The organism is Nocardia sp. NPDC056611, from assembly GCF_042792755.1.
Taxonomy (GTDB): domain Bacteria; phylum Actinomycetota; class Actinomycetes; order Mycobacteriales; family Mycobacteriaceae; genus Nocardia.
The window spans coordinates 1,614,471-1,637,884 of record NZ_JBHTVV010000002.1 but is presented as its reverse complement, the minus strand read 5'-3'; the positions used below and the strand labels follow the sequence as shown (position 1 = coordinate 1,637,884).

Genomic DNA, 23,414 nt, shown 5'->3' with positions numbered 1-23,414 from the left:
GTCGATCCCTACCGCCCGCGGGGCCGATCACCAGCACGGTGATCGGCCCCGCGGCCTTGCGGCAGGGGTCCTGGTCACAGTCGGCGAGTGCGATTGCCGGGACCGGCGGGCCGTGCGGCAGACTGAGCAGTCGTGAGTACCCAGTTGCTGGTCGGCGGCCGTATCTACAGTTCGAGCAATCCCGACGCGACGGCCATGGCCGTCACCGACGGGACCGTGGTGTGGGTCGGGCTGGACAAGCCGGGACGGGCGCTGCATCCGGACGCGGAGATCATCGACCTCGACGGGGCGTTCGTCGCGCCGGGATTCGTCGACCCGCACGTGCACGTCACCGCGCTCGGGTTGAAGCTGACGGGACTCGATCTGGCGCAAGCCGGTTCACTGCGGCAATGCCTGGAACTGGTGCGGGACTTCGCCTCCGGCCACCCTGACGGCGTGATCCTCGGCGAGGGCTGGGACGAGACCCGCTGGGCCGAGGGCCGGACCCCGACCCGCGAGGAACTCGACGCGGCCGCGCCGGCACGACAGGTGTATCTGGCTCGCGTGGACGCGCATTCGGCCGTCGCCTCGACCGCGCTGCTCGACGCCGTGGACGGAATCACCGAGGCCGACGGGTTCACCCGCGGCGAGCCGCTGCGCGGGGACGCCCACCACCGGGTGCGCGCGGCCGCGCTCGGCGCGCTGAGCCGGGCACAGCGCGACGCGGCCCGGCAGGCCGCACTGGACTCGGCCGCCGCCAACGGGGTTGTGGCCGTGCACGAATGCGCCGGACCCGAGATCTCCGGCGCCGACGACGTGCGCGAACTCCTCGACTACACCCACGGCGTCGAGGTCCGCGCCTACTGGGGACAGGCCGTCCGCACCGCCGACGAAGCCCGCACCCTGGTCAAGGAACTCGGCGTGCACGCCCTCGGCGGCGACCTGTTCGTCGACGGGGCCATCGGCTCGCACACCGCCTGGCTGCGCGAACCCTACGCCGACCGCGACAGCACCGGCACCGCCTACCTCGACGCCGAAGCCATCGCGGCCCACGTGCTCGCCTGCACCGAAGCCGGCATCCAGACCGGCTTCCACGTCATCGGCGACGCCGCCATGGACGCCGTCGTCACCGGATTCGAACGGGCCGTGGACGCCCTCGGCGGACCGGCCGTCGCCTCGCGCGGGCACCGGCTCGAACACGCCGAGATGATGACGACCGACCAGATCGACAAACTCGCCGCCTGGGGCGTGATCGCCAGCGTCCAACCGGGATTCGACGCCGCCTGGGGCGGCCCCGACGGCATGTACGCCACCCGCCTCGGCGCCGACCGGGCCGCCACCCTGAACCCGTTCGCCGCCATGGCCGCCGCCGGCATCTCCCTCGCCATCGGCTCCGACGCCCCGGTCACCGCACTGAACCCGTGGGAAGCGCTGCGCGCCGCGGTCAACCACCGCACCCCCGGCCACCAGATCTCCCCGCGCGCCGCCTTCGCCGCCGCCACCCGGGGCGCCTGGCGCGCGGGCGGCGTCCGCGACGGCGTCGCCGGCACCCTGGTCCCCGGCGCACCCGCCTCCTACGCGATCTGGGACTCCCGCGAACTGGTCGTCGCGGCCGCCGCCGACACCGTCCAGCGCTGGTCCACCGACCCCCGCTCCCGCGTCCCCGGCCTGCCGCCGCTCACCCCGGCCGCGACCCTGCCGCAGTGCCTGCGCACCGTGCACCGCGGGGTCACCATCCATGAAGCCTGACACCGATCCCGAGAACCACCTCCGCGCAGCGGATTCCGCCTCCGCCGCGGACAGCGCGGCCGAATCCGGCTCGCGCGCTGACGGTTCGGCACGCCTGGCCGGAGGAGAGGACGGCGGGTCCGGGTCTCGCGCCGTGAATCCGGAACACAGTTCCGCGAGCCCGGCCGGGGATACAGCCGCCGTCGGGGATGCGGCTGCCGCTGGGGGTTCGGCTGCCGCCGGGGGTTCGGCTGCCGCTGCCGGTCCGGACGACAGGGTGGCCGCCGTCGGTGCCGGCTCGGTTCCCGGATCTGCTCCGGCCGGTGCCCCCGCGGCTGATTCGGCTGCGGTCGAACTCCGTTCGGCCGGTGGCGCGGCGCCGCCGGGGTCCGGGGTGGGCAAGTCGATCGCCGCGATCGCGGCGGCTGCCGAGCGGTGGCCGCGGTCGGCGCGCCTGCTCGCGGCCGTCCTGGCCGGGCTGCTGCTGTATGCGAGCTTTCCGCCGCGGACCTTGTGGTTCCTCGCCCCGGTCGGGATCGCGATCCTGACGCTCGTGGTGCGTGGAACCGGCCGGGCGCGTGCGGGATTCGGGTACGGCTACGTGGCTGGGCTGGCGTTCTTCCTGCCGCTCCTGCCGTGGACCGGGATCTATGTCGGGCCCGCGCCGTGGCTCGCGCTGTCGGCGGTATGTGCCGTCTACGTCGGGCTTTTCGGGCTCCTGGCCCGCTGGGTGGCGACTCTGCCGGGCTGGCCGCTGTGGGTGGCGGCGGTGTGGTCGCTCACCGAATGGGCGCGCGCCAGTTTCCCGTTCGGCGGGTTTCCCTGGGGCAAGCTGGCTTTCGGGCAGGCCGACGGCTGGTACCTGCCGTACGCGATGGCGGGCGGCGCGCCGCTGGTGAGTTTCGCGGTGGCGCTCACCGGCACCGGACTCGCCGCGCTCGCCGCGGGATTGCCGGGCCGTCTCACCGCCCGTGCCGGCGGTAGCGGAGGAGTGGCCGGCGCCACATCGGATTATCCCAGATGGGGAGCATTGCATCTCACATCGTGGAACCGGATTGTTGCTGCGGCAATGCTTGTGGCTATAGTTCCCCTCGCCGGAGTGATCCTCCGGACCGCGCTGCCCGGCCCGGAGGACGGCAACCGGCCGATCACGGTCGCCGCCATCCAGGGCAGCGTGCCGCGCCTGGGCCTGGACTTCAATGCCCAGCGCCGCGCGGTTCTCGACAATCACGTCAAGCGCACCGAGGAACTCGCCCGCGACATCGCGGCCGGGAAGGCCCCGCAGCCCGACGTGGTGATCTGGCCGGAGAACTCCTCCGATATCGATCCGCTGCGCAACGCCGATGCGGCGCAGGAGATCTCGCAGGCGTCGATCGCGGTGAAGGCCCCCATCCTGGTGGGCGCGGTGCTCGTGAACGCCGATCGCACCACCACCAACTCGGTCATCGTGTGGAACGGCGATTCCGGCCCGGCCGAGCGGCACGACAAGAAGATCATCCAGCCCTTCGGCGAATACCTGCCCTACCGGGAGTTCTTCCGCCACTTCTCCGAATACGCCGACCGCGCGGGCTATTTCGTGCCCGGTCACGGTGACGGCGTGGTGCACGTGCGGCCCGCCGGCGGCGGCGCGCCGGTCGCCATCGGCGTGGCCACCTGTTACGAGGTCGCCTTCGACCGCGCCTTCGAGCAGTCGGTGCGCGCGGGCGCGCAGCTGCTCACCGTGCCGTCGAACAACGCCACCTTCGGCCGCAGCGAGATGACCTATCAGCAGCTGGCCATGTCGCGGGTGCGCGCGGTCGAGCACGGCCGCGCGGTCGTGGTGTCGGTGACGACCGGCGTCAGCGCCATGATCACCGCCGACGGCGTGATCCGGCAGCAGACGCCGCAGTTCGAGCCCGCGGCGCTGGTCGCGACGCTGCCGCTGCGGGACAACACGACACTCGCGTCCCGTTTGGGCCCCACGCCCGAGACGGTTGTGTGTATTCTGGCCGCGGCTGCTATAGCGGCCGCGCTGATCCGGAGGCGTTACCGCACCCCGCGAGGGTGATATCTGAATCGGTCATAACCAACCGGACGGCCGGAGAATTCATCCGGCGTGGTACCGCGGGCACGTGTGTGAGGGCCGTACCCGTCTCGGCGACTGAGATTCGCCAGTTCGTTGCCAGGGCTTGTTGAATTTTCCGATAGGTCCGAATTGTAACCGTTCCCTTATGCGAGTTGGGCGCATATTGTGAGGTTTGCTGATAGGTAACTGAACTACAGCCGCGTTCCGCCAACGCTGTTCGTTGCGGCAACTCGAGATCACCACCGATCCACTCGGCGGGATGCTCCGAATCATAGGACGTGGATCACGTCCTAGGGCTCGCGCGTGCGCGCGCACGCCGGGCATCCAGGACCTTGTGATCACTCTTTCGGGGCTCGGGGAGTTGCGTCTACAGCGTCAGAACGGAGTGTTTGATGAGTTCATTGGCCACCGACCGTGTCGACCAATGTTCTTCGGGTGAATTCTCGGCCCAACCATTCGTGCTCTCCCCGGCGCAGACAGCCCTCTGGTACGCCCAGCGGATCAGGCCAGACATTCCCCTCACCATCGCGCAGTTCGTCGAGATCCACGGCGACCTCGATGTCGGCCGCCTGCTCTACGCCATCGAACGCTTCGGCGCCGAGAGCGAGGTCGGCCACGTCCGCCTGCTCGAGATCGACGGCGTCCCGCACCAGGTGGTCGACCTCAATCGCCGCCCCGGCTGGGCCCGCGTCGACCTGCGCGGCGAGGCGGACCCGCGCGCCGCGGCCCACGCCTGGATGCACGAGCACGCCAGCTCACCCATCGACATCGAGCGCGACCCGCTCACCACCAATGTGGTGATCCAGATCGGCGACGCCGACTGGATCTGGTACACCCGCGGCCACCACATCGTGATCGACGGCTACGGTGCCATGAACGCCACCACCCGCGCCGCCGAGATCTACACCGCGCTCGAGGACCACACCGAACCGACGGTCTCCCGCGCCACGCCGCTGGCCACCATCTACGGCGACGAGAACCGCTACCGCGACACCACCCGCTTCGTCTCCGACAGCGACTATTGGCGCGCCCAGCTCGCCGGCGTCGGCGAACCGCTCACGCTGTCGGCCAACGGCACCGTCGCGCCGATCTCCGACGCCGGGCGCCGCAGCGCCACCGCGGTGCTCGCCCCCGAGGTCGAGGCCGCCATCGAGGCCACCGCCACCGCGTTCGGCTCCAATACCTCCGCGCTGTTCGTCGCCGCCCTGGCCGGCTATGTGCGCGCGGTCACCGGCACCCAGGACGTGGTGCTCAGCCTGCCCGTCTCCGCACGCACCACGGTGGCGCTGCGGCGTTCGGCGGGTGTGGTGTCGAACGTGGTGCCCATCCGCGTGCAGTTCACCGGCGCCGAGACCGTCGCCGACACCGTGCGCGCGGTCGAACTGCAGATCACCGGCGCGCTGCGCCACCAGCGCTACCGCAGCGACGACATCCGCCGCGACTGCGGCTACTCGCGCGATTCGCGCGGCTTCTTCGGGCCCATGGTCAACCTCATGCTCTTCCACAGCGAGCTGAAGTTCGGCAGCCTGATGGGCTCGATCAACGTGCTGTCCACCGGGCCGGTCGAGGACCTCTCGATCAACCTCTACAACGGCCTGGGCGACCGCACCCACATCGATTTCGAGGCCAACCCGCGCCTCTACGGCGACGCCGAACTGTCCATGCACCACGGCCGGTTCCTGGACTACCTGGGCCGATTCGTCTCCGCCGCACCCGAATCCGTGGTCGTGGACATGCCGGTGCTCACCGACGCCGAACGCGAACGCGTCCTGCGCGAATGGAATTCGACCGAGGTCGCCCGCCAGGAGGGCACCCTGGCCGGGCTGTTCGCCGACCGGGCGGCCATGTCCGCCAACCGGATCGCGCTGGACTTCGAGGGCGAGACCCTCACCTACGGCGAGCTCGACGAGCGCGCCAACCGCCTCGCGCGCGAACTCGTCGCGCGCGGCGCGGGCCCCGACACCCTGGTCGGCCTGGCCATGCGCCGCAGCCTCGACCTGCTGGTCGGCATGTACGCCGTCGTCAAGGCGGGCGCGGCCTACCTGCCCATCGATTCCGACCACCCGGCCGACCGCATCGCCGCCGTCCTCGAACAGGGACGGCCGCTGTGCGTGCTCACCACCGCCGCCGACGGCATCGAACTGCCCGATCGCGCACCGCGATTCGACATCGACACCGCCGACCTGTCCGCGCACTCCGGCCGACCGGTCACCGACGCCGACCGCACCGCCCCGCTGCGCGCCGACCACCTGGCGTACGTCATCTTCACCTCCGGCTCCACCGGCAAGCCCAAGGGAGTCGGCGTCAGCCACGCCGCCATCGTGAACCGGCTGCGCTGGATGCAGCACGCCTACCCGCTCGACCCCTCCGACGTCGTGCTGCAGAAGACCCCCGCCACCTTCGACGTGTCGGTGTGGGAGTTCTTCTGGCCCTTGCAGATCGGCGCCCGCCTGGTCATCGCCGCCCCCGACGGCCACCGCGATCCGGCCTACCTGGCCCGCGTCATCGCCGAGAAGGGCGTCACCACGGCCCACTTCGTGCCGTCCATGCTGTCGGTGTTCCTCACCGACACCGAGGTGAGCGGCTGCACCGGCCTGACACGGGTGTTCTGCAGCGGTGAGTCGCTGCCCGCCGCCACCGTCGCCGAATTCCACGCCGCCCTGGGCGCCGGACCCGAAGCGCCGCAACTGCACAACCTCTACGGGCCCACCGAGGCCGCCGTCGACGTCACCGCCTGGCACTGCACACCCGGCAGCACCGACGTGCCGATCGGCGCGCCCGTCTGGAACACCCACACCTACGTCCTCGACGCACGGCTGCAGCCCGTCGCCCCCGGCGTGGTCGGCGAGCTGTACCTGGCGGGCGTGCAGCTGGCCCGCGGCTACGTGGGCCGCGCCGCCCTCACCGGCGACCGGTTCGTGGCCAACCCGTTCACCCCGGGCGCCCGCATGTACCGCACCGGCGACCTGGTGCGCTGGCGCGGCAGCGGCCGCTCCGGCGTACTGGAGTACCTGGGCCGCAGCGACTTCCAGGTCAAGGTTCGCGGCCTGCGCATCGAACTCGGCGAAATCGAGGCCGCCCTGCTCGCCGACCCCCGGGTCGCGCGCGCGGTGTGCGTGGCCCGCCGCGGCCGCGGCGGCGACGAACTGGTCGGCTACGCGGTCGCGGGCCCCGGCGTCGAGACGCTGGACCCCATCGAGCTCACCGCCGGGCTGCGCCGCACCCTGCCCGGTTACATGGTGCCCTCGATCGTGGTGGTCCTCGACGAACTACCGTTGAGCGCCAACGGCAAGGTGGATCGCAAGGCGCTGCCCGAACCGGACGCGGCGGCCCGACGCCCCGACCGGCCCGCGGCCGAGCCGAGCACCGATATGGAACGCCGGCTCCTCGGCATCTTCGCCGAGGTGCTCGGCACCGACGAATTCGACGTCCAGGACAGCTTCTTCGACCTGGGCGGCAACTCGCTGACCGCGGCCCGCGCCATGGCGCGCGTCAATGCCGCGCTCGGCGTCTCGCTCACCATTCGCGACCTGTTCGAAACCTCCACCGTGGCCGCACTCGCCGCCCGGCTCTCCGCCGCGCAGCTCGACGGGACCGCGCACCCCGAGCCGCTGCTGACGGCCGGGCCACGGCCGCAGCAGATTCCGCTGTCCCTGGCCCAGCAGCGGCTGTGGATCCTCAACCGGTTCGCCGAGCATGCGGCCGCCTACAATATGCCGTTCGCGGTGAAACTGGCCGGGCCGCTGGACATTCCGGCCCTGCGCGCCGGACTCGTGGACGTGCTGGAACGGCACGAGAGCCTGCGCACCACCTTCCCCGACACCCCCGACGGGCCCTGCCAGCTCGTCCACCCGGCGGCCGAGATCCCGCTCACCCTCGACCCCATCGACGCCGCCGCGGACGCCGACGCGGTCGCGCTGGCCACCGAATTCGCCGGGTACGGTTTCGATCTGCGCAGTCAGGCCCCCGTGCGGGTGGCGTTGTACCGCACCGGCCCCGACACCCACCTGCTGCTGGTGGTGCTGCACCACATCAGCGGTGACGGCTGGTCGATCGACCCGCTCACCCGCGACCTGATGTCCGCGGTCGCCGCCCGCGCCCAGGGCGAGGCCCCGGTGTGGACGCCGCTGCCGGTGCAGTACGCCGATTTCGCGCTGTGGCAACGGGAACTGCTCGGCGACGAAGCCGACCCGGCCAGCGCCCTGGCCCGGCAGCTGGCCTACTGGCGTGCCGCCCTCGCCGACCTGCCCGACCAGCTGGACCTGCCCCTGGACCGCCCGCGTCCGCGGCAGCGGTCCACCGACGGCGGAACCGTCGAATTCACCATCCCCGCCGAGGTCCGCCGCGCCCTGGCCACCGTCGCCCACGACCGCGGAGTCAGCACCTTCATGGTGTTGCACGCCGCGCTGGCCGTGGTGCTCTCGCGCCTGTGCAACACCGCCGACATCGCCATCGGCACGCCGATCGCCGGGCGCAGCGATCCCGCGCTCGACGACCTGGTCGGCATGTTCGTCAACACCCTGGTGCTGCGCACCCGGGTGGATCCGGCCGCCGGATTCGACCGCATGCTCACCGAGGTCCGCGACACCGACCTCAACGCCTTCGCCAATGCCGACGTGCCGTTCGAGCGGCTCGTCGAGGTGGTCAACCCGGAGCGGTCCGCGTCCCGGCACCCGCTGTTCCAGGTCATGCTGTCCTACGACAACGGGCCCGAGACGCGCGTCGACCTGCCCGGCGTGGACAGCGAAGTGGTGCCGATGGCCACCGACGTCGCCAAGTTCGACCTGCAGCTGACCGTGCACGAGCCGTCCGGGACCCCGGCCGAGGATGCCGGGCTGTCGGCCGAATTCGGTTACGCCGCCGATGTTTTCGACCACGCCACGGTCGCGGCCATCGCCCGCCGCTTCGGTGCCCTGCTGGCCGCCGCGGTCACCGAACCCGCGCTGCCGGTCGGCGATCTCCCGCTGCTGGACGTGCGCGAAACCGCGAAACTGGTGCCCATCATGGGTGCGCCCGGCGAACCCGCAACCACCCTGGCCCGGCTGCTCACCGACACCGCCGAACGCGTCCCCGACACGGTGGCCGTGCGCTACCTGGGCGAGGACACCACCTACCGCGAACTCGACGAACGCTCGAACCGCTTGGCGCGGGTACTGATCGAGCACGGCGCCGGGCCCGAGGTGGTCGTCGCCGTCGCGCTGCCGCGCAGCCTCGACAGCATCCTCGCGGTGTGGTCGGTCGCCAAGACCGGCGCCGCCTACGTGCCGATCGACCCCGACTACCCGTCGGACCGCATCGCCCACATGCTCGCCGACTCCGGGGCCATGCTCGGCATCACCAATGCCGAACGGCGCCCGGACATGCCGACCACCTGGCCCGGCAATCGGGGGCGGCACCGCAAGAGCTACGTGGACTGGCTGCTGCTCGGCGCCGAACAGCTCGGCGCGGAATGCGCGCAGTTCCCCGACACCGCGGTCACCGACATCGAACGGCACCACCCGCTGCGCACCGGCGGCCCGGCCTACCTCATCTACACCTCCGGCTCCACCGGCAAGCCCAAGGCCGTGGTGGTCACCAACGCGGGCATCGCCTCGCTGGCGCACGAGCAGATGCATCTGTTCAAGGTCACCGATTCGGCTCGCACCCTGCACTTCTCGTCGCCGAGCTTCGACGCCTCGGTGCTGGAGCTGCTGCTCGGCTTCGCGGCCGGCGCCACCATCGTGGTCGTGCCCGCGGGCGTCTTCGGCGGTGAGGAGCTCGCGCGCATCCTGCGCGAGGAGCACGTGACGCACGCGTTCGTCACCCCCGCCGCCCTGGGCACCGTGCCCGCCGACGACCTGCCCGAACTCGAAGCCGTCATCGTCGGCGGCGAGGCCTGCCCCGAGGACCTGGTGACGGTGTGGACCGCACCGGAATCGCGGCCCGGGAAGCCCGCCCGGCGCATGCACAACATGTACGGCCCGTCCGAGGCCACCGTCGCCGCCACCGCCACCGGACCCATGGTGGCCGGGCAGCCGGTGCCGATCGGCCTGCCCGTGCGCGGCATGCGGCTGTTCGTGCTCGACAGCCGCCTGCACCCGGTGCCGCCGGGCGTGGCGGGGGAGCTGTACCTGTCCGGCCCCGGCCTGGCGCGCGGCTACCTGGGCCGGCACGCCCTGACCGCGCAACGCTTCCCGGCCAACCCGCACGGCCGTCGCGGCGAACGCATGTACCGCACCGGCGATCTGGTGGTCGCCGACGGCGCCGGGCAGCTGCGCTTCCTGGGCCGCGCCGACGATCAGATCAAGATCCGCGGCTTCCGCATCGAACTCGCCGAGATCGACCACGTGCTGGCCGCGCACCCGGGCGTCACGTTCGCGCTCACCCTGGTCCACCACGACGAGCGCGGAATCCCGCGCCTGGTCTCCTATCTCACCGCCGACACCGCCGTCGACGCGGCCCGGGTGCTCGAGACCGCGCGCGGACGGCTGCCCGGCTACATGGTGCCCTCGGCGCTGACCGTGCTCGACGCCATGCCCGTCACCCCCTCGGGGAAGCTGGACCGCAAGGCGCTGCCCGCGCCCGAGTTCGTGGCCGCCGCGTCCTCCCGCGCTCCGGAAACCGAACTGGAACAGCAGGTCGCACTCGTGTTCGGCTCGATCCTGGGCGGGATCGCGCCCGGCGCGGACGACAACTTCTTCGAGATCGGCGGCAACTCGCTGCTGGCGACCCGCCTCACCGCGGCCCTGTACGCCGAATTCGGGGTGGAGCTGCCGGTGCGTGACATCTTCGAGACGCCCACCGTGGCCGGGGTGGCCGTACGCCTGGCGGCGGTCAACACCTCCGGCTCCACGGGGGCGCCCCGGGCGCAGCGTATCGCGCTGGCTGTGCACTCGCCGCGCCCGGAACGCGTACCACTGTCGCTGCCGCAACAGCGACTGTGGTTCCTCAACAGATATTCCCCCGAATCCAGTGCTTACAACATCGCATTCGTGCTGCGGATCGATGGCGATCCGGACATCGACGCCCTGCGGGCCGCTCTGGCCGACGTGGTGGAACGCCACGAGGTGCTGCGCACCGTCTTCCCCGAGGACGAGCAGGGCGCCTACCAGGTCGTCCTCGACACCGCGGGCTGCCTTCCGGTGCCCGAGGTCGTCGAGACCGACGACATCGGCGCCCACAAGGCGCTGCGCTCGCTGGCCCGGCGCGGCTTCGACCTGGCGCACGAGATCCCGCTGCGCATCGCGTTGCTGCGCACCGGAACCCGTCGGCACCTACTCGGCATCGCGCTGCACCACATCGCCGCCGACGGCTGGTCACTGGGCCCGCTGACCCAGGACCTGGCCATCGCCTACGCCGCCCGCCACGGCGGCGTGGCCCCCGCGTGGACGCCGCTGCCGGTGCAGTACGCCGACTTCAGCCTGTGGCAGCGCGACATCCTCGGCGCCGACACCGACGCCGAGAGCGCCGCCGCCGCGCAGCTCGCCTACTGGCGCGCCGCCCTGGCCGACCTGCCCGAGGAACTGCCGCTGCCCTACGACCGGCCCCGTCCGGCCGAACCCACCGGGCGGGCCGGGACCGTGCGGTTCGAGGTGCCGGAAGCCTTGCAGCGCAGGCTCACCGAGGTCGCGCGGGCGCACGGCGTCAGCCTGTTCATGGTGCTGCACTCCACCCTGGCCGTCATGCTGCGGGCGGTCACCGGTGGCCGCGACATCGTCATCGGCACCCCGGTCGCCGGACGCTCCGACACCCGCCTCGACGACCTGGTCGGCATGTTCGTCAATACGCTGATCCTGCGTTCGGACGTGGACCCCGATCGCACCTTCGCCCAACTGCTGCAGGCCGACCGCGACACCGAACTGGCCGCCATGGCCAACGCCGAGGTGCCCTACGAGCGGGTCGTGGAGGAACTGCGGTCCGGCGAGGACCGGCACCGCCCGTTCGGCGCGAGCCCGCTGCTGCAGGTGGCGCTGAGCGTGCAGGACACCCCGACGCCCGTGCTGCGGCTGCCCGGACTGTCGCTGCACGCCGAGGAGCTCGACATCGCGCTGGCCAAGTTCGACTTGGAACTGCGGGTGCTGCCCGGCCTCGCCGCCGACGAACGCGTCTTCGAATTCGTCTACGCGGCAGAGCTGTTCGAGCAGCAGACGGTGACCATCCTCGCCGAACGCCTGGTCCAGGTGTTCGAAGCCGTCACCGGTGACGCGCAGGTGCGGGTCCGCGACATCGACGCGCGCACCGAGCTCGAGCGCGAGATGTTCACCCCCGCCTGGGGTCCGGTGCCCGAACCGCAGTGCAGCCTGGCCGCCTATTTCGCGGCCACCGCGCACCTCAACGCGGACCGGGTGTTCCTGCGTTTCGACGAGACCGAACTGACCTACCTCGAAGCCGACATCTACTCGAACCGCCTGGCGCGGGCCCTGATCGATCGCGGCCTGGGCCCCGGCGACCGGGTCGCGCTCGGCCTGACCCGCTCGGTGGAATCGGTGCTGGCGGCCCTGTCCGTCGCCAAGTGCGGCGCCGCGTTCGTGCCGGTGGACCCGAACTATCCGGCGGATCGGGTGCGGCACATGCTCGCCGACTCCGGCTGCCGGGTCGGCATCAGCATGACCGAGTCCGCGGACGCGCTGCACACCGCCGCCGGAAAGCACCCGGTGGACTGGCTGCTGCTCGATGACCCCGAGCTGCTCGAAGTGCTCGAGGTGCTCGACGAGACCGCGATCACCGACGCCGACCGCACCGCCACCCTGTGGACGGGGGACCTCGCCTACATCGTCTACACCTCCGGTTCGACCGGAAAACCCAAGGGTGTGGCCGTCACCCACGGCGGCCTGTCCAACTTCGCCGACGAGATCCGCGAGCGCATGCGGGTCGAACGGGACTCGCGGGCCATGCATTTCGCGTCCCCGAGCTTCGACGCCGCCATTCTCGACCTGCTACTGGCGATCGGGGCCGGCGCGACCATGATCATCGTCCCGCCCGACGTGTACGGCGGCGACGAACTGGCCTCGCTCATGGACCGCGAACAGATCAGCCACACCTTCATGACCCCGGGCGCGCTGGCCACCATCGACCGTGAGCGCTGGCCGCTGCCGCACCTGCGGTCGGTCATGATCGGCGGCGAGGCCTGCGGTCCGGAACTGGTGGCGCGCTGGGCTCCCGGCCGCATGATGTTCAACGGCTACGGGCCCACCGAGACCACCGTCGTCGCCACCATCGCCGGACCGCTGGCGGTCGGGGAGCCGATCACCATCGGCAAGCTGGTGCGCGGCGCGCGGGCCCTGGTCCTCGACGAACGCCTGCGGGCGGTCCCGGTCGGGGTCCCCGGCGAGCTGTACCTGGGCGGACAGGGTTGCGCGCGTGGCTATCTCGAACGGTTCGAGCTGACCGCGGCCCGCTTCGTGGCCGACCCGTACGGCCCGCCCGGATCACGGGTCTACCGCACCGGTGACGTGGTGCGCTGGAGCGCCGACGGCGACATCGTCTACCTGGGTCGCACGGACCACCAGGTGAAGGTGCGCGGCTTCCGCATCGAGCTCGGCGAGATCGACGGCGTGCTCACCGCGCATCCCGCGATCCGCTTCGCGCACACCGAGGTCCGCGAGATCGCGGGCGTGCGGCGCATCGTGTCGTTCGTGCTGCCCGCCGACGGCGGCACGCCCGACCTCGAGCAGCTGCGCGGCCACTGCGCCGGACACCTGCCCGCGCACATGGTTCCGAGTTCGCTCACCGTGCTCGACCACATTCCGCTCACTCCGGTCGGCAAGCTGGACCGCGACGCGCTGCCGCCGCCCGCGGCGCTGCTCGCCTCGGTCTCGCGCGCACCGCGGACCGACACCGAGCGCCTGGTCGCCGGGGTGATCGGGGAACTGGTCGGCGCGCCGGGGATCGGCGCGGACGACAGCTTCTTCGAGGTCGGCGGAAACTCGCTGCTGGCCACCCAATTGGTGGCCCGGCTGGCCACCGCCACCGGGGTGCGGCTCGAGGTGCGGGCCGTGTTCGTCGCCCCGACCGTGGCCGGGCTCGCGGCCGCGCTGGACGCCGGCTCCGCCTCGGACGACCTGCGCCCGGAACCGCGCCGGCGCACCCGACCCGAGCGGATCCCGCTCTCGGCGGCGCAGCGACGGCTGTGGTTCCTGGAGAAGTTCAACGCCTCCGGTGAGAACGGGGAAGCGCTGGGCGCCTACAACGTTCCGGTCGCCCTGCGCCTGCACGGTGAACTGAACGTGGCGGCGCTGCGCGCGGCCCTGCACGAGGTGCAGGAACGGCACGAGACGCTGCGCACCGTGTTCCCCGAGATCGACGGCGAACCGTGCCAGCAGATCCTGGAACCGGGCGAGGCCACCGTCGGGCTGCCGATCCGGACCGTGACCGAGGCCGAGGTGCCGGGCGAGATCCGCCGCGTCACCGCCGGCGGCTTCGACCTGGCCACCAGCGTGCCGCTGCGCGCGGCCCTGCTGCGGCTGCCGGGCGACCAGACCGAGCACGTGCTGGTGCTGGTCGTGCACCACATCGCCATGGACGGCTGGTCGCTGCAACCGCTCGCGGCCGACGTGGCCGCCGCCTACCGGGCGCACGTCGCCAAGCAGGCCCCCGAATGGCCCGAACTGCCCATCCAGTACGCCGATTACACGCTGTGGCAGCAGGATGTGCTGGGCCGCGAGGACGATCCGGAATCGGTGATCAGCGGCCAGCTCGGTTACTGGCGGCGCGCCCTGGACGGTCTGCCCGAGCTGATCGCGGTGCCATCGGACCGGCCGCGCCCGCCCGCCCCGACCTATCGCGGCGGCACGGTGGAATGCGGGCTGGACCCGTTCACCCACCGCGAATTGCAGGCGCTGGCCGCCGAACACGGCGTCACCATGTTCATGGTGCTGCACGCCGCACTGGCGGCACTGTTGCATCGATTGACCGCGGGCGACGATATCGCCGTGGGTACACCCATCGCCGGGCGCGGCCACCCCGCGCTGGACCGGCTGGTCGGCATGTTCGTCGGAACCCTGGTGCTGCGCACCAGCATCGACGGCGGCGCCAGCTTCGCCGATCTGCTGCGCACGGTCCGCGACACCGACCTGGAGGCGTTCGCGCACGCCGACGTGCCATTCGAGCGACTGGTCGAGGTGCTCAACCCGGTCCGCTCGCAGGCGCATCACCCGATGTTCCAGGTGATGCTGTCGGTGCAGAACCAGCCGGTGCGGGTGCTCGAACTGCCGGGCCTGCGGATCGAGGCCGGCGACGCCGACCCCGGCATCGCCAAGTTCGACCTGCAGTTCACCCTCACCGAATCCTGGACCGCGGCACGCGAACCCGACGGCATCACCGTCTCGGTCAACTACGCCGCCGACCTCTTCGACGAGGACACCGCCCAGGGACTGGCCCAGCGGTTCGTGCGGCTGCTCGGCGCGGCCGCCGGGCACCCGGGCACCGCGATCGGTGATCTCGACCTGCTCGACGCCGCCGAGTGGACGGCCCTCGCGCCGGTGCGCGGCGCGGAACCCGGTCTGCCGATCACCTTCCCGGAGGTGTTCGAGGCCGCCGCCAACCTGAACCGGGCCGCCATCGCGGTCCGCTCGGCGGGCACCCAGATCTCCTACGACGCCCTCGACCGCTGGACCAACCGGCTCGCCCGGGTCCTGATCGGCTACGGCGTCGGACCGGAAACCCTGGTCGCCATGGGCATTCCGCGGTCGGCCGAATCGGTGGCGGTGACCCTCGCCATCGCCAAGGCCGGCGCCGCCTTCGTGCCTGTCGACCCCGGGTACCCGGAGCAGCGGATCAGCCACATGCTGCTGGATTCCGGTGCGGCCGTGGGCATCACCCTGTCCGCGCACCGCGGGCGCATGCCCGACGGCGCCAACTGGACCGTGCTGGACGCGCCGTCGTTCCGGCGTCGCGTGCTGGCCACCTCCGACGCGCCCATCCGCGACAGCGAGCGGACCTCGCCGCTGCGCATGGACAACCCGGCGTACGTCATCTACACCTCCGGGTCCACGGGCATCCCGAAGGGCGTCGTCGTCACCCACGGCGGCCTGTCCAACTTCGCCGCCGAGACCGCGCAGCGGTTCGACGTCGGACCCGGCTGCCGCGTGCTGCACTTCGCCACACCGAGTTTCGACGCCGCCATGCTCGACCTGCTGTTCGCACTCGGCGGCGCCGCCACCCTCGTCATCACCCCGCCCGGCGTGGTCGGCGGCGAGGAGCTGGGGAAGGTGTTCGTCGACGAGGGCATCACCCACGCCTTCATCACCACCTCGGCGCTGGGCACCGTCGACGCGTCGGCCGTGACCGCGATGCGCCACGTGCTCGTCGGCGGTGAGGCGCTGCCGCCGGACCTGGTCGCCCGGTGGGCGCCCGGCCGCAAGCTCTACAACGTGTACGGGCCGACGGAAACCACCATCGTGACGGTGATCTCGCAGCCCCTGACCCCCGGTGGGCAGATCACCATCGGCGGACCCATCCGCGGTGTCGGCGCTACTGTCCTGGACGCGCGCCTGCACCCGGCACCGGCCGGGGTCACCGGTGAACTGCACCTGGCTGGCGCGGCCCTGGCCCGCGGCTACCTGCGCCGCCCGGGCCTGACCGCGCAGCGGTTCGTGGCCAACCCGTTCGGCAAGCCGGGCGCCCGGATGTACCGGACCGGCGACCTGGTCCGCTGGCTCGAACGCGACGGCAGCGCACGGGATCTGGACTACGTGGGCCGCACCGACCATCAGGTCAAGATCCGCGGCTTCCGCATCGAGCTCGGCGAGATCGACGCGGCGCTGGCCAAGCACCCGGCGGTGGAGTTCGCGACCACCATCGGCCACCGCACCCCGGCCGGGTCCACCGCGCTGGTGGCGTACGTGAAGCCGCGCACCGGGACCGCGCCCACCCCGGCCGAACTCACCGCGCACATGGCGGCCCTGGTGCCCAACTACATGGTGCCGCAGTCGATCATGCTGCTGGACCGGGTGCCGCTGTCGCCGGTCGGCAAACTCGACCGGAAGGCGTTGCCGGAACCGGTGTTCGCGGCCCGTGAGGGCTACCGGGCGCCGACCGGCCCGATCGAGGAGGCCCTGTGCGCGGCCTTCGCGGACGTGCTCGGCCTCGGCGCGGACCGCCCGGTCGGCGTGGACGACGGGTTCTTCGAACTGGGCGGCAACTCGCTGCTGGCCACCAAGGTGGTCGCGCAGCTGCGGGCCGCCGGGATCGACCTGCCCGTGCAGGCCATGTTCGGCGAATCCACGCCGGCCGCCATCGCCGCCCGCCTGTCCTCGGCCGAGGGCGACGTCGGGGCGGCGCTGACCGCGGCGCTCGGCGCGGTGCTGCCGCTGCGCCCGAGCACGGATTCGACGGTGCCGCCGCTGTTCTGCGTGCATCCGGCGATCGGCCTGTCCTGGTGCTTCGCCGGGCTGCTGTCGCACCTGCCGCCGGAACGGCCGGTGTACGGCCTGCAGGCGCCGCACGTGGCGGGCGAGGAGAGTCACCGGACCATCGCCGAGGCCGCGAAATACTATGTGGCACACATGAAGTCGGTACAGCCGGAGGGGCCCTACCATGTGCTGGGCTGGTCGCTGGGCGGGCTCATCGCCCACGAGGTGGCGGTGCAGCTCCAGGAGGGCGGCGACGAGGTGGCGCTGCTCGGCATGATGGACAGCTACCAGCTCTCCGACCAGTGGCTCGAGGAGGCGGTACCCTCGGTGGCCTCGATCATCGCCGAATTCGGATCCGATCTGCTCGGCGGTGACGCCGACATCGATCCGCGCCTGACCCTGCAGGAGGCGGCCGAACTGCTGCGCGGCCGCTCCGGGCCGTTCGCGGCGCTCACGATCGAACACCTGGAACGGCTCTACACCGGATACGAGAACGGCGCGGCCCAGGCGCACGGGTTCCGGCCGCGGGTCTTCGACGGCGACCTGGTGTTCTTCACCGCCGCCGACGACGAGATCAACCGAGCAGACCCGGCGCGCTGCGCCGCGGCCTGGCAGCCCCACGTCACCGGCGTGGTGCACGACCAGCTGGTGCGCTGCACGCACGCCGGCATGACCACGCCGGAATCCCTCGCCGTCATCGGGCCGGTGCTGCGGGATCAGCTGGCGGAGATCCAAGCCCGGCGGGAGGGTACGCGATGAGTCTGGCGGTGGAAGTCCAAGGGCTGGTGAAGTATTACGGCAAGGTCCGGGTGCTGGACGGGATCGATCTGGAGATCCCGAGCGGCACCGTGATGGGACTGCTCGGGCCCAACGGTGCGGGTAAGACCACCACCGTGCGCATCGTCACCACGCTGCTCCGCCCGAGCTCCGGCTCGGTGCACGTGGCGGGCGTGGACGTGCTGAAGCATCCGGCACGGGCCCGCACCCGGATCGGTCTGTCGGGCCAGTACGCGGCCATCGACGCCAATCTGTCCGGCTTCGAGAACCTGCGCATGGTGGCCCGGCTGTACGGCATGAACCACAAGAAGGCCACCGACCGCGCCACCGAGCTCTTATCGGCGCTGGGCCTCGACCACGCGGCCGGGCGCCGGGCGGGCACCTACTCCGGCGGTATGGCGCGGCGTCTCGACCTCGCCGGGGCGCTGGTGTGCAGACCCCCGGTGGTGGTGCTCGACGAGCCGACCACCGGGCTGGATCCCCGTGGGCGACTGGACATGTGGCGCGTCATCGGCGAACTCGTCGACGACGGCACCACCGTGCTGCTCACCACCCAGTACCTGGAAGAGGCCGACCTGCTGGCCGACCGCATCACCGTCATCGACCGCGGGCGCGTCATCGCCCGCGGCTCGGCCGACGAACTCAAGACCTCCATCGGCGGCGACAAACTCACCGTCACCCTCGCCGCCGGACAGGATCCCGCCCCCGCCCGCCGCGTGCTGGCCGGGGTCGGCATCGGCGAACCCGAGTACGACGAGTCGACCGACGGGCTGACCGTGGTCGTGAGCGACGGCACCCGCACCATGGTCGAAGCGCTGCGCCGCCTCGACGACGTCGGCGTGCACGTGCTCGACGCGACCGTGCACCGGCCCAGTCTCGACGACGTATTCCTGTCTCTCACCGGCAAATCCGCCGACCGCACGATCGATGTGCCCGACACCGAGTCAGTTCAAGAGGAGATCCTGTCGTGACGACCCTGCCCGCCGACCCGGAAGCGCCTCCGGGCGACGAGACAGCGGCCAACGCCGAGGAGCAGCACGTCCGCCCGGCCGGTGAGGGGCCCGCCATCCTGTTACCGCGGGTGGTGCGCGACAGCGCCATCGTCGCCTACCGCAACCTGATCACCATCCTGCGCGTGCCCACCCTGCTGGTGACCGCCACCATCCAGCCGCTGATGTTCGTGTTCCTGTTCGCCTACATCTTCGGCGCGTCCCTGGGCGGCAGCCAGTACCGCGAGTTCCTGCTCGCCGGAATCTTCACGCAGACAGTCGCTTTCAATGCGGCGTTCACCACCGTCGGCCTGGCGAACGACCTGCACAAGGGCATCATCGACCGGATGCGGACACTGCCCATGTCGCGGCTGGCGGTGCTGATGGGCCGCACCCTGTCCGACACGGTGGTCAATATCCTGGCGCTCGCGGTCATGGTGGCGTGCGGGTACGTGGTCGGCTGGCGGATCAACGGGGCGATCATGGACGCGGTGCTGGCGTTCGCCGTCATCCTGTTGTTCGCCTTCGCCATGTCGTGGGTGGGCGCGATCACCGGGCTCATGTCGCCGAGTGTCGAGGTGGCCCAGAGTGCCGGGCTCATCTGGCTTTTCCCGCTGACCTTCATCTCCTCGGCGTTCATCTCCGGGGAGACGCTGCCCGGTCCGCTGCGCACGGTGGCCGCCTGGAATCCGATCACCGCGGTGTCGGCGGCCGGGCGCAAACTGTTCGGCAACGGGTCACCGCCCTCGTTCACCCCGGCCACCGGCTGGGCCGCCGACCACTGTGTGGAGTACTCGATCCTGTGCTCGGTGGGCATTCTGGCGATCGCGGTGCCGCTGGCCCTGGTCCAGTACCGCAAGGTCGCCAGTCACTGAGCGGGCTGGGCCTGCGGCAGTGCGCCGAGCTGGCCCAGCAGGCCGAACATGTCGAAGGAGCCACGGAATTCGGTGATCCGGCCGTCGCGCACGCGGTAGAACACGACACCGGGCACCGTCACCGTGCGGCCGGTCGCCGGAATTCCCTGGAACTCGCCGAGCTGGGTGCCGCGGCCGGTCCAGCGTTCGGCCACCCGATCACCTTCCGCCACCACCTCTTCCAGCGTCGAATGCCAGTCGGGGAAGGCGGTGCGCAGGGTGGTGTTGAACGCTTTGAGGCCCTCGATCCCGCCGACCGCGGGGGCGTGGATGACGACATCGGGGGCCATCAGCTCGTCGGCCGCCGCCAGCCGGCCCGCACTCCAGAATTCGTTCACGAAGCGCTCGATCAGCGCCTTGTTCGACTCGGACATGATCACTCCTCGATCGGTGGTCGGGGCTCGCGGTGAGCCCTCGTATCGACTGTGCGCTTTCGCGGCCGCCGGGAACATTCCAGAAAACTGGTATCCCGCCGGTGCGGGCGCGGCCGTAGCCTGAGATGGTGGGGCAGCGCCGATCGACGGATCGGGCACGGCGTGAGATCGTCCGCCTGTGCCACTCCGGGCTGGACTCGGGCACCGTGCTCACCGAATCGCTGACCGCGTTGCGTGCGGCCGTTCCGATCGCCGCCTACTGGGCGGCCACCACCGACCCGGCCACCGTCCTGTTCACCGGGTCGGTCATCGACGAGATCCCCGCCGCGGCCACGCCCCTGTTCCTGGCCAACGAGTTCCTCGACGACGACGTGAATCATTTCCGGGCGCTGGCCACCGCCGCCGACCCGGTCCGCACCCTGTTCGACGCCACCCGGGGCGCGCCCGAGGCCAGCGCCCGCTATCGCGACATCCTCGCCCCGCTCGGCATGGGCGACGAACTGCGCGCCGCGTTGCGGACCGGGGCGAGTTGCTGGGGTGTGCTGTGCCTGCACCGGGAGCCCTCGCCGGAGGGCTTCCGCGCCGACGAGGTCGGGTTCGTGCACGCCATGACCGCGCATCTGGCCGAGGGCCTGCGCGCGGCGGTCCTGCTGTCGGAGGTGGAGACGGGTGCCGACGGGCAGCCCCCGCCCGGCCTGCTGCTGCTCGACGACGCCGGGACCGTGCTGGCCCGCACCCCCGAGGCGAGCGTTCTGCTGGCCGAGCTCGCCGACCAACCCGCGCGCGAGACGCTGCCGCAGGCGATCGTGGCGGTCGCCATGCGCCTGCGCAGTCTGGAACTGGATCCGAATTCGCCTGCGGTGCCCCGGGTTCGCCTACGCACCTGTTCGGGCCGCTGGCTGGTGGCCCACGCCTCCCGGCTGCACACCGATCCGGGCGCGGACCCCGAGGGCCCCATCGCGGTCATCCTCGAACCGGCCCGCGCCCCGGAGATCGCGCCCCTGAAACTGGCCGCCTACCCGCTGACCCCGCGCGAACACCAGATCGCGGCCTTGGTCCTGGCGGGCAGTTCGACCCGGCAGATCGCCGACACGTTGGTGGTCTCACCGCTGACGGTGCAGCAGCACCTGAAGTCGATCTTCGAGAAGTCCGGGGTGCGCAGCCGCCGCGATCTGGTCGCCAATCTGCTTGCCGCCCAGTACGGCTCACCGCGCTGACCCCCGGCACAGAACGGGTCCCCCGCACCGATGGTGCGGGGGACCCGTGTCGTCGTGTCGCTGTGCGGCTAGCCGCGGCGGCGGGACTTGATCAAGTCCATGCGCTCCTGCAGCAGCTCCTCGAGCTCTTCCTTGCTGCGACGCTCGAGCAGCATGTCCCAGTGGGTGCGGGGCGGCTTGACCTTCTTGGGCTCCTGGGTGGTGCCCTCCATCAGCGTGCCCTCCTGGCCGTTGCGGCACAGCCAGGTCGGGGGGATTTCGGCGTCGTCGGCGAACGGGACGTCGAATTCCTCGCCGTTGTCGGTGCGGTACCGCGCCATCCGACGCGGCGCCAGGTCGTGGTCGCGGTCGGTCTCGTAGCTCACCGCTCCGAGCCGAGACCCCCGGAGTACGCGATCTGCCATGAGTGCGGTCCCTTCTCGCCTGTCGGCAATGTTCTACTTCAGTGTTTCTGCAGCTGCGGTACGTAGTGTCAACGCAGCCGCGCACGTTTCGGTTCCCGTGGGGAGAACCCTGCCATCCTACCCGTGCGGGTCGCCCGGTTTGCTGCGGCGTGCCACTGCACCCGGTCGGGGCCGGAAACCGCTATTGTCTCGGACCATGTCTCGACGCGTGCTGTCCTGCTGCCAGTGGTGCGGGCGGGAGATCGCCGAATCGGAGATCGGACGCCGCCGCCGGTACTGCCGGCAATCGTGTCGCCAGCGGGCGTACGAGCATCGGAACAGTGTGAAGGGCACCGGTATTCCCGAGGATTCGGTGGTCCTGAGCGCCCAGGAGGTGTCGGATCTGTCCGACCGCTGGTTCGCCGCCCGCTGTGCCGCCGAGGATGTGGCCACCGCGGTCTCCGAGGGCGCGGAGATGATCGAACTCGCCGATCTCACCGCGACATTGGTGGCGTTGACCCGCGAGGCCGAACGGCTGCGCTGACCTCGCCGGTGCGCCCGCTCAGCGCGTACACGATCGCGATCCCCGCGGCCGTGACGGCGGCGACAAGACCGAGCGCGGTGAGGGTTTCGGCATCGGGCGAGGTCACCGGCTGCCCGCGCAGCGCCTGCCACAGCAGCGTCGCCACCAGGCCGGTGTAGCCGAGCGCCAGCACCCCGATCAGCCGGGCGCGGGTGCGTTCGGCGCGCAGCCACCCCACGGTGGGGGCGAGGCGGGTCAGCACGATGGCGGCGATGATGAGCAGCTGGATGCCGTGCAGGCCCGCGAAGTGCGCGATCCGCACGTCACCGCCGTTGGTGCTCCAATGAGTGATCGGCATGGTCGCGACACCGTCGCGGACCGCGTCGGACTGCCCGTGCCCGACGGTATGGCCCGCGACCAGGGTGACCGGGCGGCCGGAGGCGTCGGTGGTCTGCTGTTTGCCGGTGTAGCCCATCAGGTAGCCCAGCGCCATCCCGAACACCGCGATCCCAAGGCCGGTGCGGATGGCCATGGACGTGGGCCGGTCGGTGACGCGCTGCCACGAAAGGGTCACCGCGATCACCAGATTCGCCAGGAACAGTCCCGGCACCCCGGTCATGAACACCTTCTGGCCGATCGTGTTGAACGCGTCGGTCTCGGTATTGAAGTGGCTGAAGGTGCCGCGCGCGGCCTGCACGACGACGAAGCCGACATCGGCGACCGCTGTGATGGCGAAGACGGTGCCCATCCACCAGGTCAGGCGCTGCCCGCGGTGCGGGAAGGACACCAGCCAGGCCAGGGTGCCGCAGTACAGGACCATGGCTATGGCGAACTTGAGGGGTTTGAGCCACACCGTCTCACCGAGCAGCACGCGGTCGTCGAAGACCATGGCGCACAGGGAGAACAGGGCCAGGGCGGCCATGGCGGCGGTGGTGGCGAGCAGGGCCCGGTGCAGTCGGCGGGCGGGGGCGAGGTCGGTGAGCGGCGCGAGCGTCGGACGATCGAGCGTGGTCATGCGGCTGACGGTAGGTTCGCCATCCGCTGGTTCACGTCCCCCGGCGGTGGTGTGGCCACCCCGTACCCGGGTATGAGAAACGGCCCCGGCGGTAGCGCCGGGGCCGTTCTCCATCGTGC

General features: G+C 71.4%; 10 protein-coding genes. 7 read left to right on the top strand and 3 right to left on the bottom strand.

The annotated features are described in order from the left end of the window. The first annotated feature begins 132 nt into the window (after positions 1–132). The 5 genes from ACFRAQ_RS16190 to ACFRAQ_RS16170 all read left to right on the top strand — a co-directional run bounded on the left by ACFRAQ_RS16190 (position 133) and on the right by ACFRAQ_RS16170 (position 19,744). A complete protein-coding gene (locus ACFRAQ_RS16190) occupies positions 133–1,728 on the top strand; it encodes an amidohydrolase (RefSeq protein ID WP_379099976.1) in 1,596 nt (531 codons plus the stop codon). Positions 1,729–2,101: 373 nt separating this feature from the next. Next, positions 2,102–3,754, top strand: coding sequence for an apolipoprotein N-acyltransferase (lnt, locus tag ACFRAQ_RS16185; RefSeq protein WP_379099974.1), 1,653 nt, complete (start codon positions 2,102–2,104; stop codon positions 3,752–3,754). Between the two features lie 410 nt (positions 3,755–4,164). Then, a complete protein-coding gene (locus ACFRAQ_RS16180) occupies positions 4,165–17,862 on the top strand; it encodes an amino acid adenylation domain-containing protein (RefSeq protein WP_379099972.1) in 13,698 nt (4,565 codons plus the stop codon). Next, a complete protein-coding gene (locus ACFRAQ_RS16175) occupies positions 17,859–18,851 on the top strand; it encodes an ATP-binding cassette domain-containing protein (protein ID WP_379099970.1) in 993 nt (330 codons plus the stop codon). The genes ACFRAQ_RS16180 and ACFRAQ_RS16175 overlap by 4 nt, the downstream gene beginning before the upstream one ends. Further along, positions 18,848–19,744 carry an ABC transporter permease gene (locus tag ACFRAQ_RS16170; RefSeq protein WP_379099968.1) on the top strand — a complete coding sequence of 299 codons (897 nt, stop codon included), beginning with the start codon at positions 18,848–18,850 and terminating at the stop codon, positions 19,742–19,744. Before ACFRAQ_RS16175 ends, ACFRAQ_RS16170 begins: the two co-directional genes overlap by 4 nt. Here the strand turns inward: ACFRAQ_RS16170 and ACFRAQ_RS16165 are convergent. Continuing rightward, positions 19,738–20,157 (bottom strand): ester cyclase, encoded by a 420-nt coding sequence (locus ACFRAQ_RS16165; protein WP_379099966.1) that lies wholly within the window; start codon positions 20,155–20,157, stop codon positions 19,738–19,740. The genes ACFRAQ_RS16170 and ACFRAQ_RS16165 overlap by 7 nt on opposite strands. Positions 20,158–20,285: 128 nt before the next feature. On the opposite strand from ACFRAQ_RS16165, the gene ACFRAQ_RS16160 reads away from it, so the two are divergent. Then, positions 20,286–21,374, top strand: coding sequence for a response regulator transcription factor (locus ACFRAQ_RS16160; protein ID WP_379099964.1), 1,089 nt, complete (start codon positions 20,286–20,288; stop codon positions 21,372–21,374). Positions 21,375–21,442: 68 nt separating this feature from the next. Here the strand turns inward: ACFRAQ_RS16160 and ACFRAQ_RS16155 are convergent, their stop codons facing one another. Beyond that, positions 21,443–21,778, bottom strand: coding sequence for an RNA polymerase-binding protein RbpA (locus ACFRAQ_RS16155; protein ID WP_213555785.1), 336 nt, complete (start codon positions 21,776–21,778; stop codon positions 21,443–21,445). A gap of 196 nt (positions 21,779–21,974) precedes the next feature. Between ACFRAQ_RS16155 and ACFRAQ_RS16150 the strand changes: the two genes are divergently transcribed. Continuing rightward, positions 21,975–22,301, top strand: a complete 327-nt coding sequence (locus ACFRAQ_RS16150; protein ID WP_033086730.1) for a hypothetical protein — start codon at positions 21,975–21,977, stop codon at positions 22,299–22,301. Here the strand turns inward: ACFRAQ_RS16150 and ACFRAQ_RS16145 are convergent. Further along, on the bottom strand, positions 22,252–23,295 hold the full coding sequence (locus ACFRAQ_RS16145; protein ID WP_379099962.1) for a hypothetical protein: 1,044 nt from the start codon (positions 23,293–23,295) through the stop codon (positions 22,252–22,254). The genes ACFRAQ_RS16150 and ACFRAQ_RS16145 overlap by 50 nt on opposite strands. Positions 23,296–23,414: the final 119 nt, after the last annotated feature.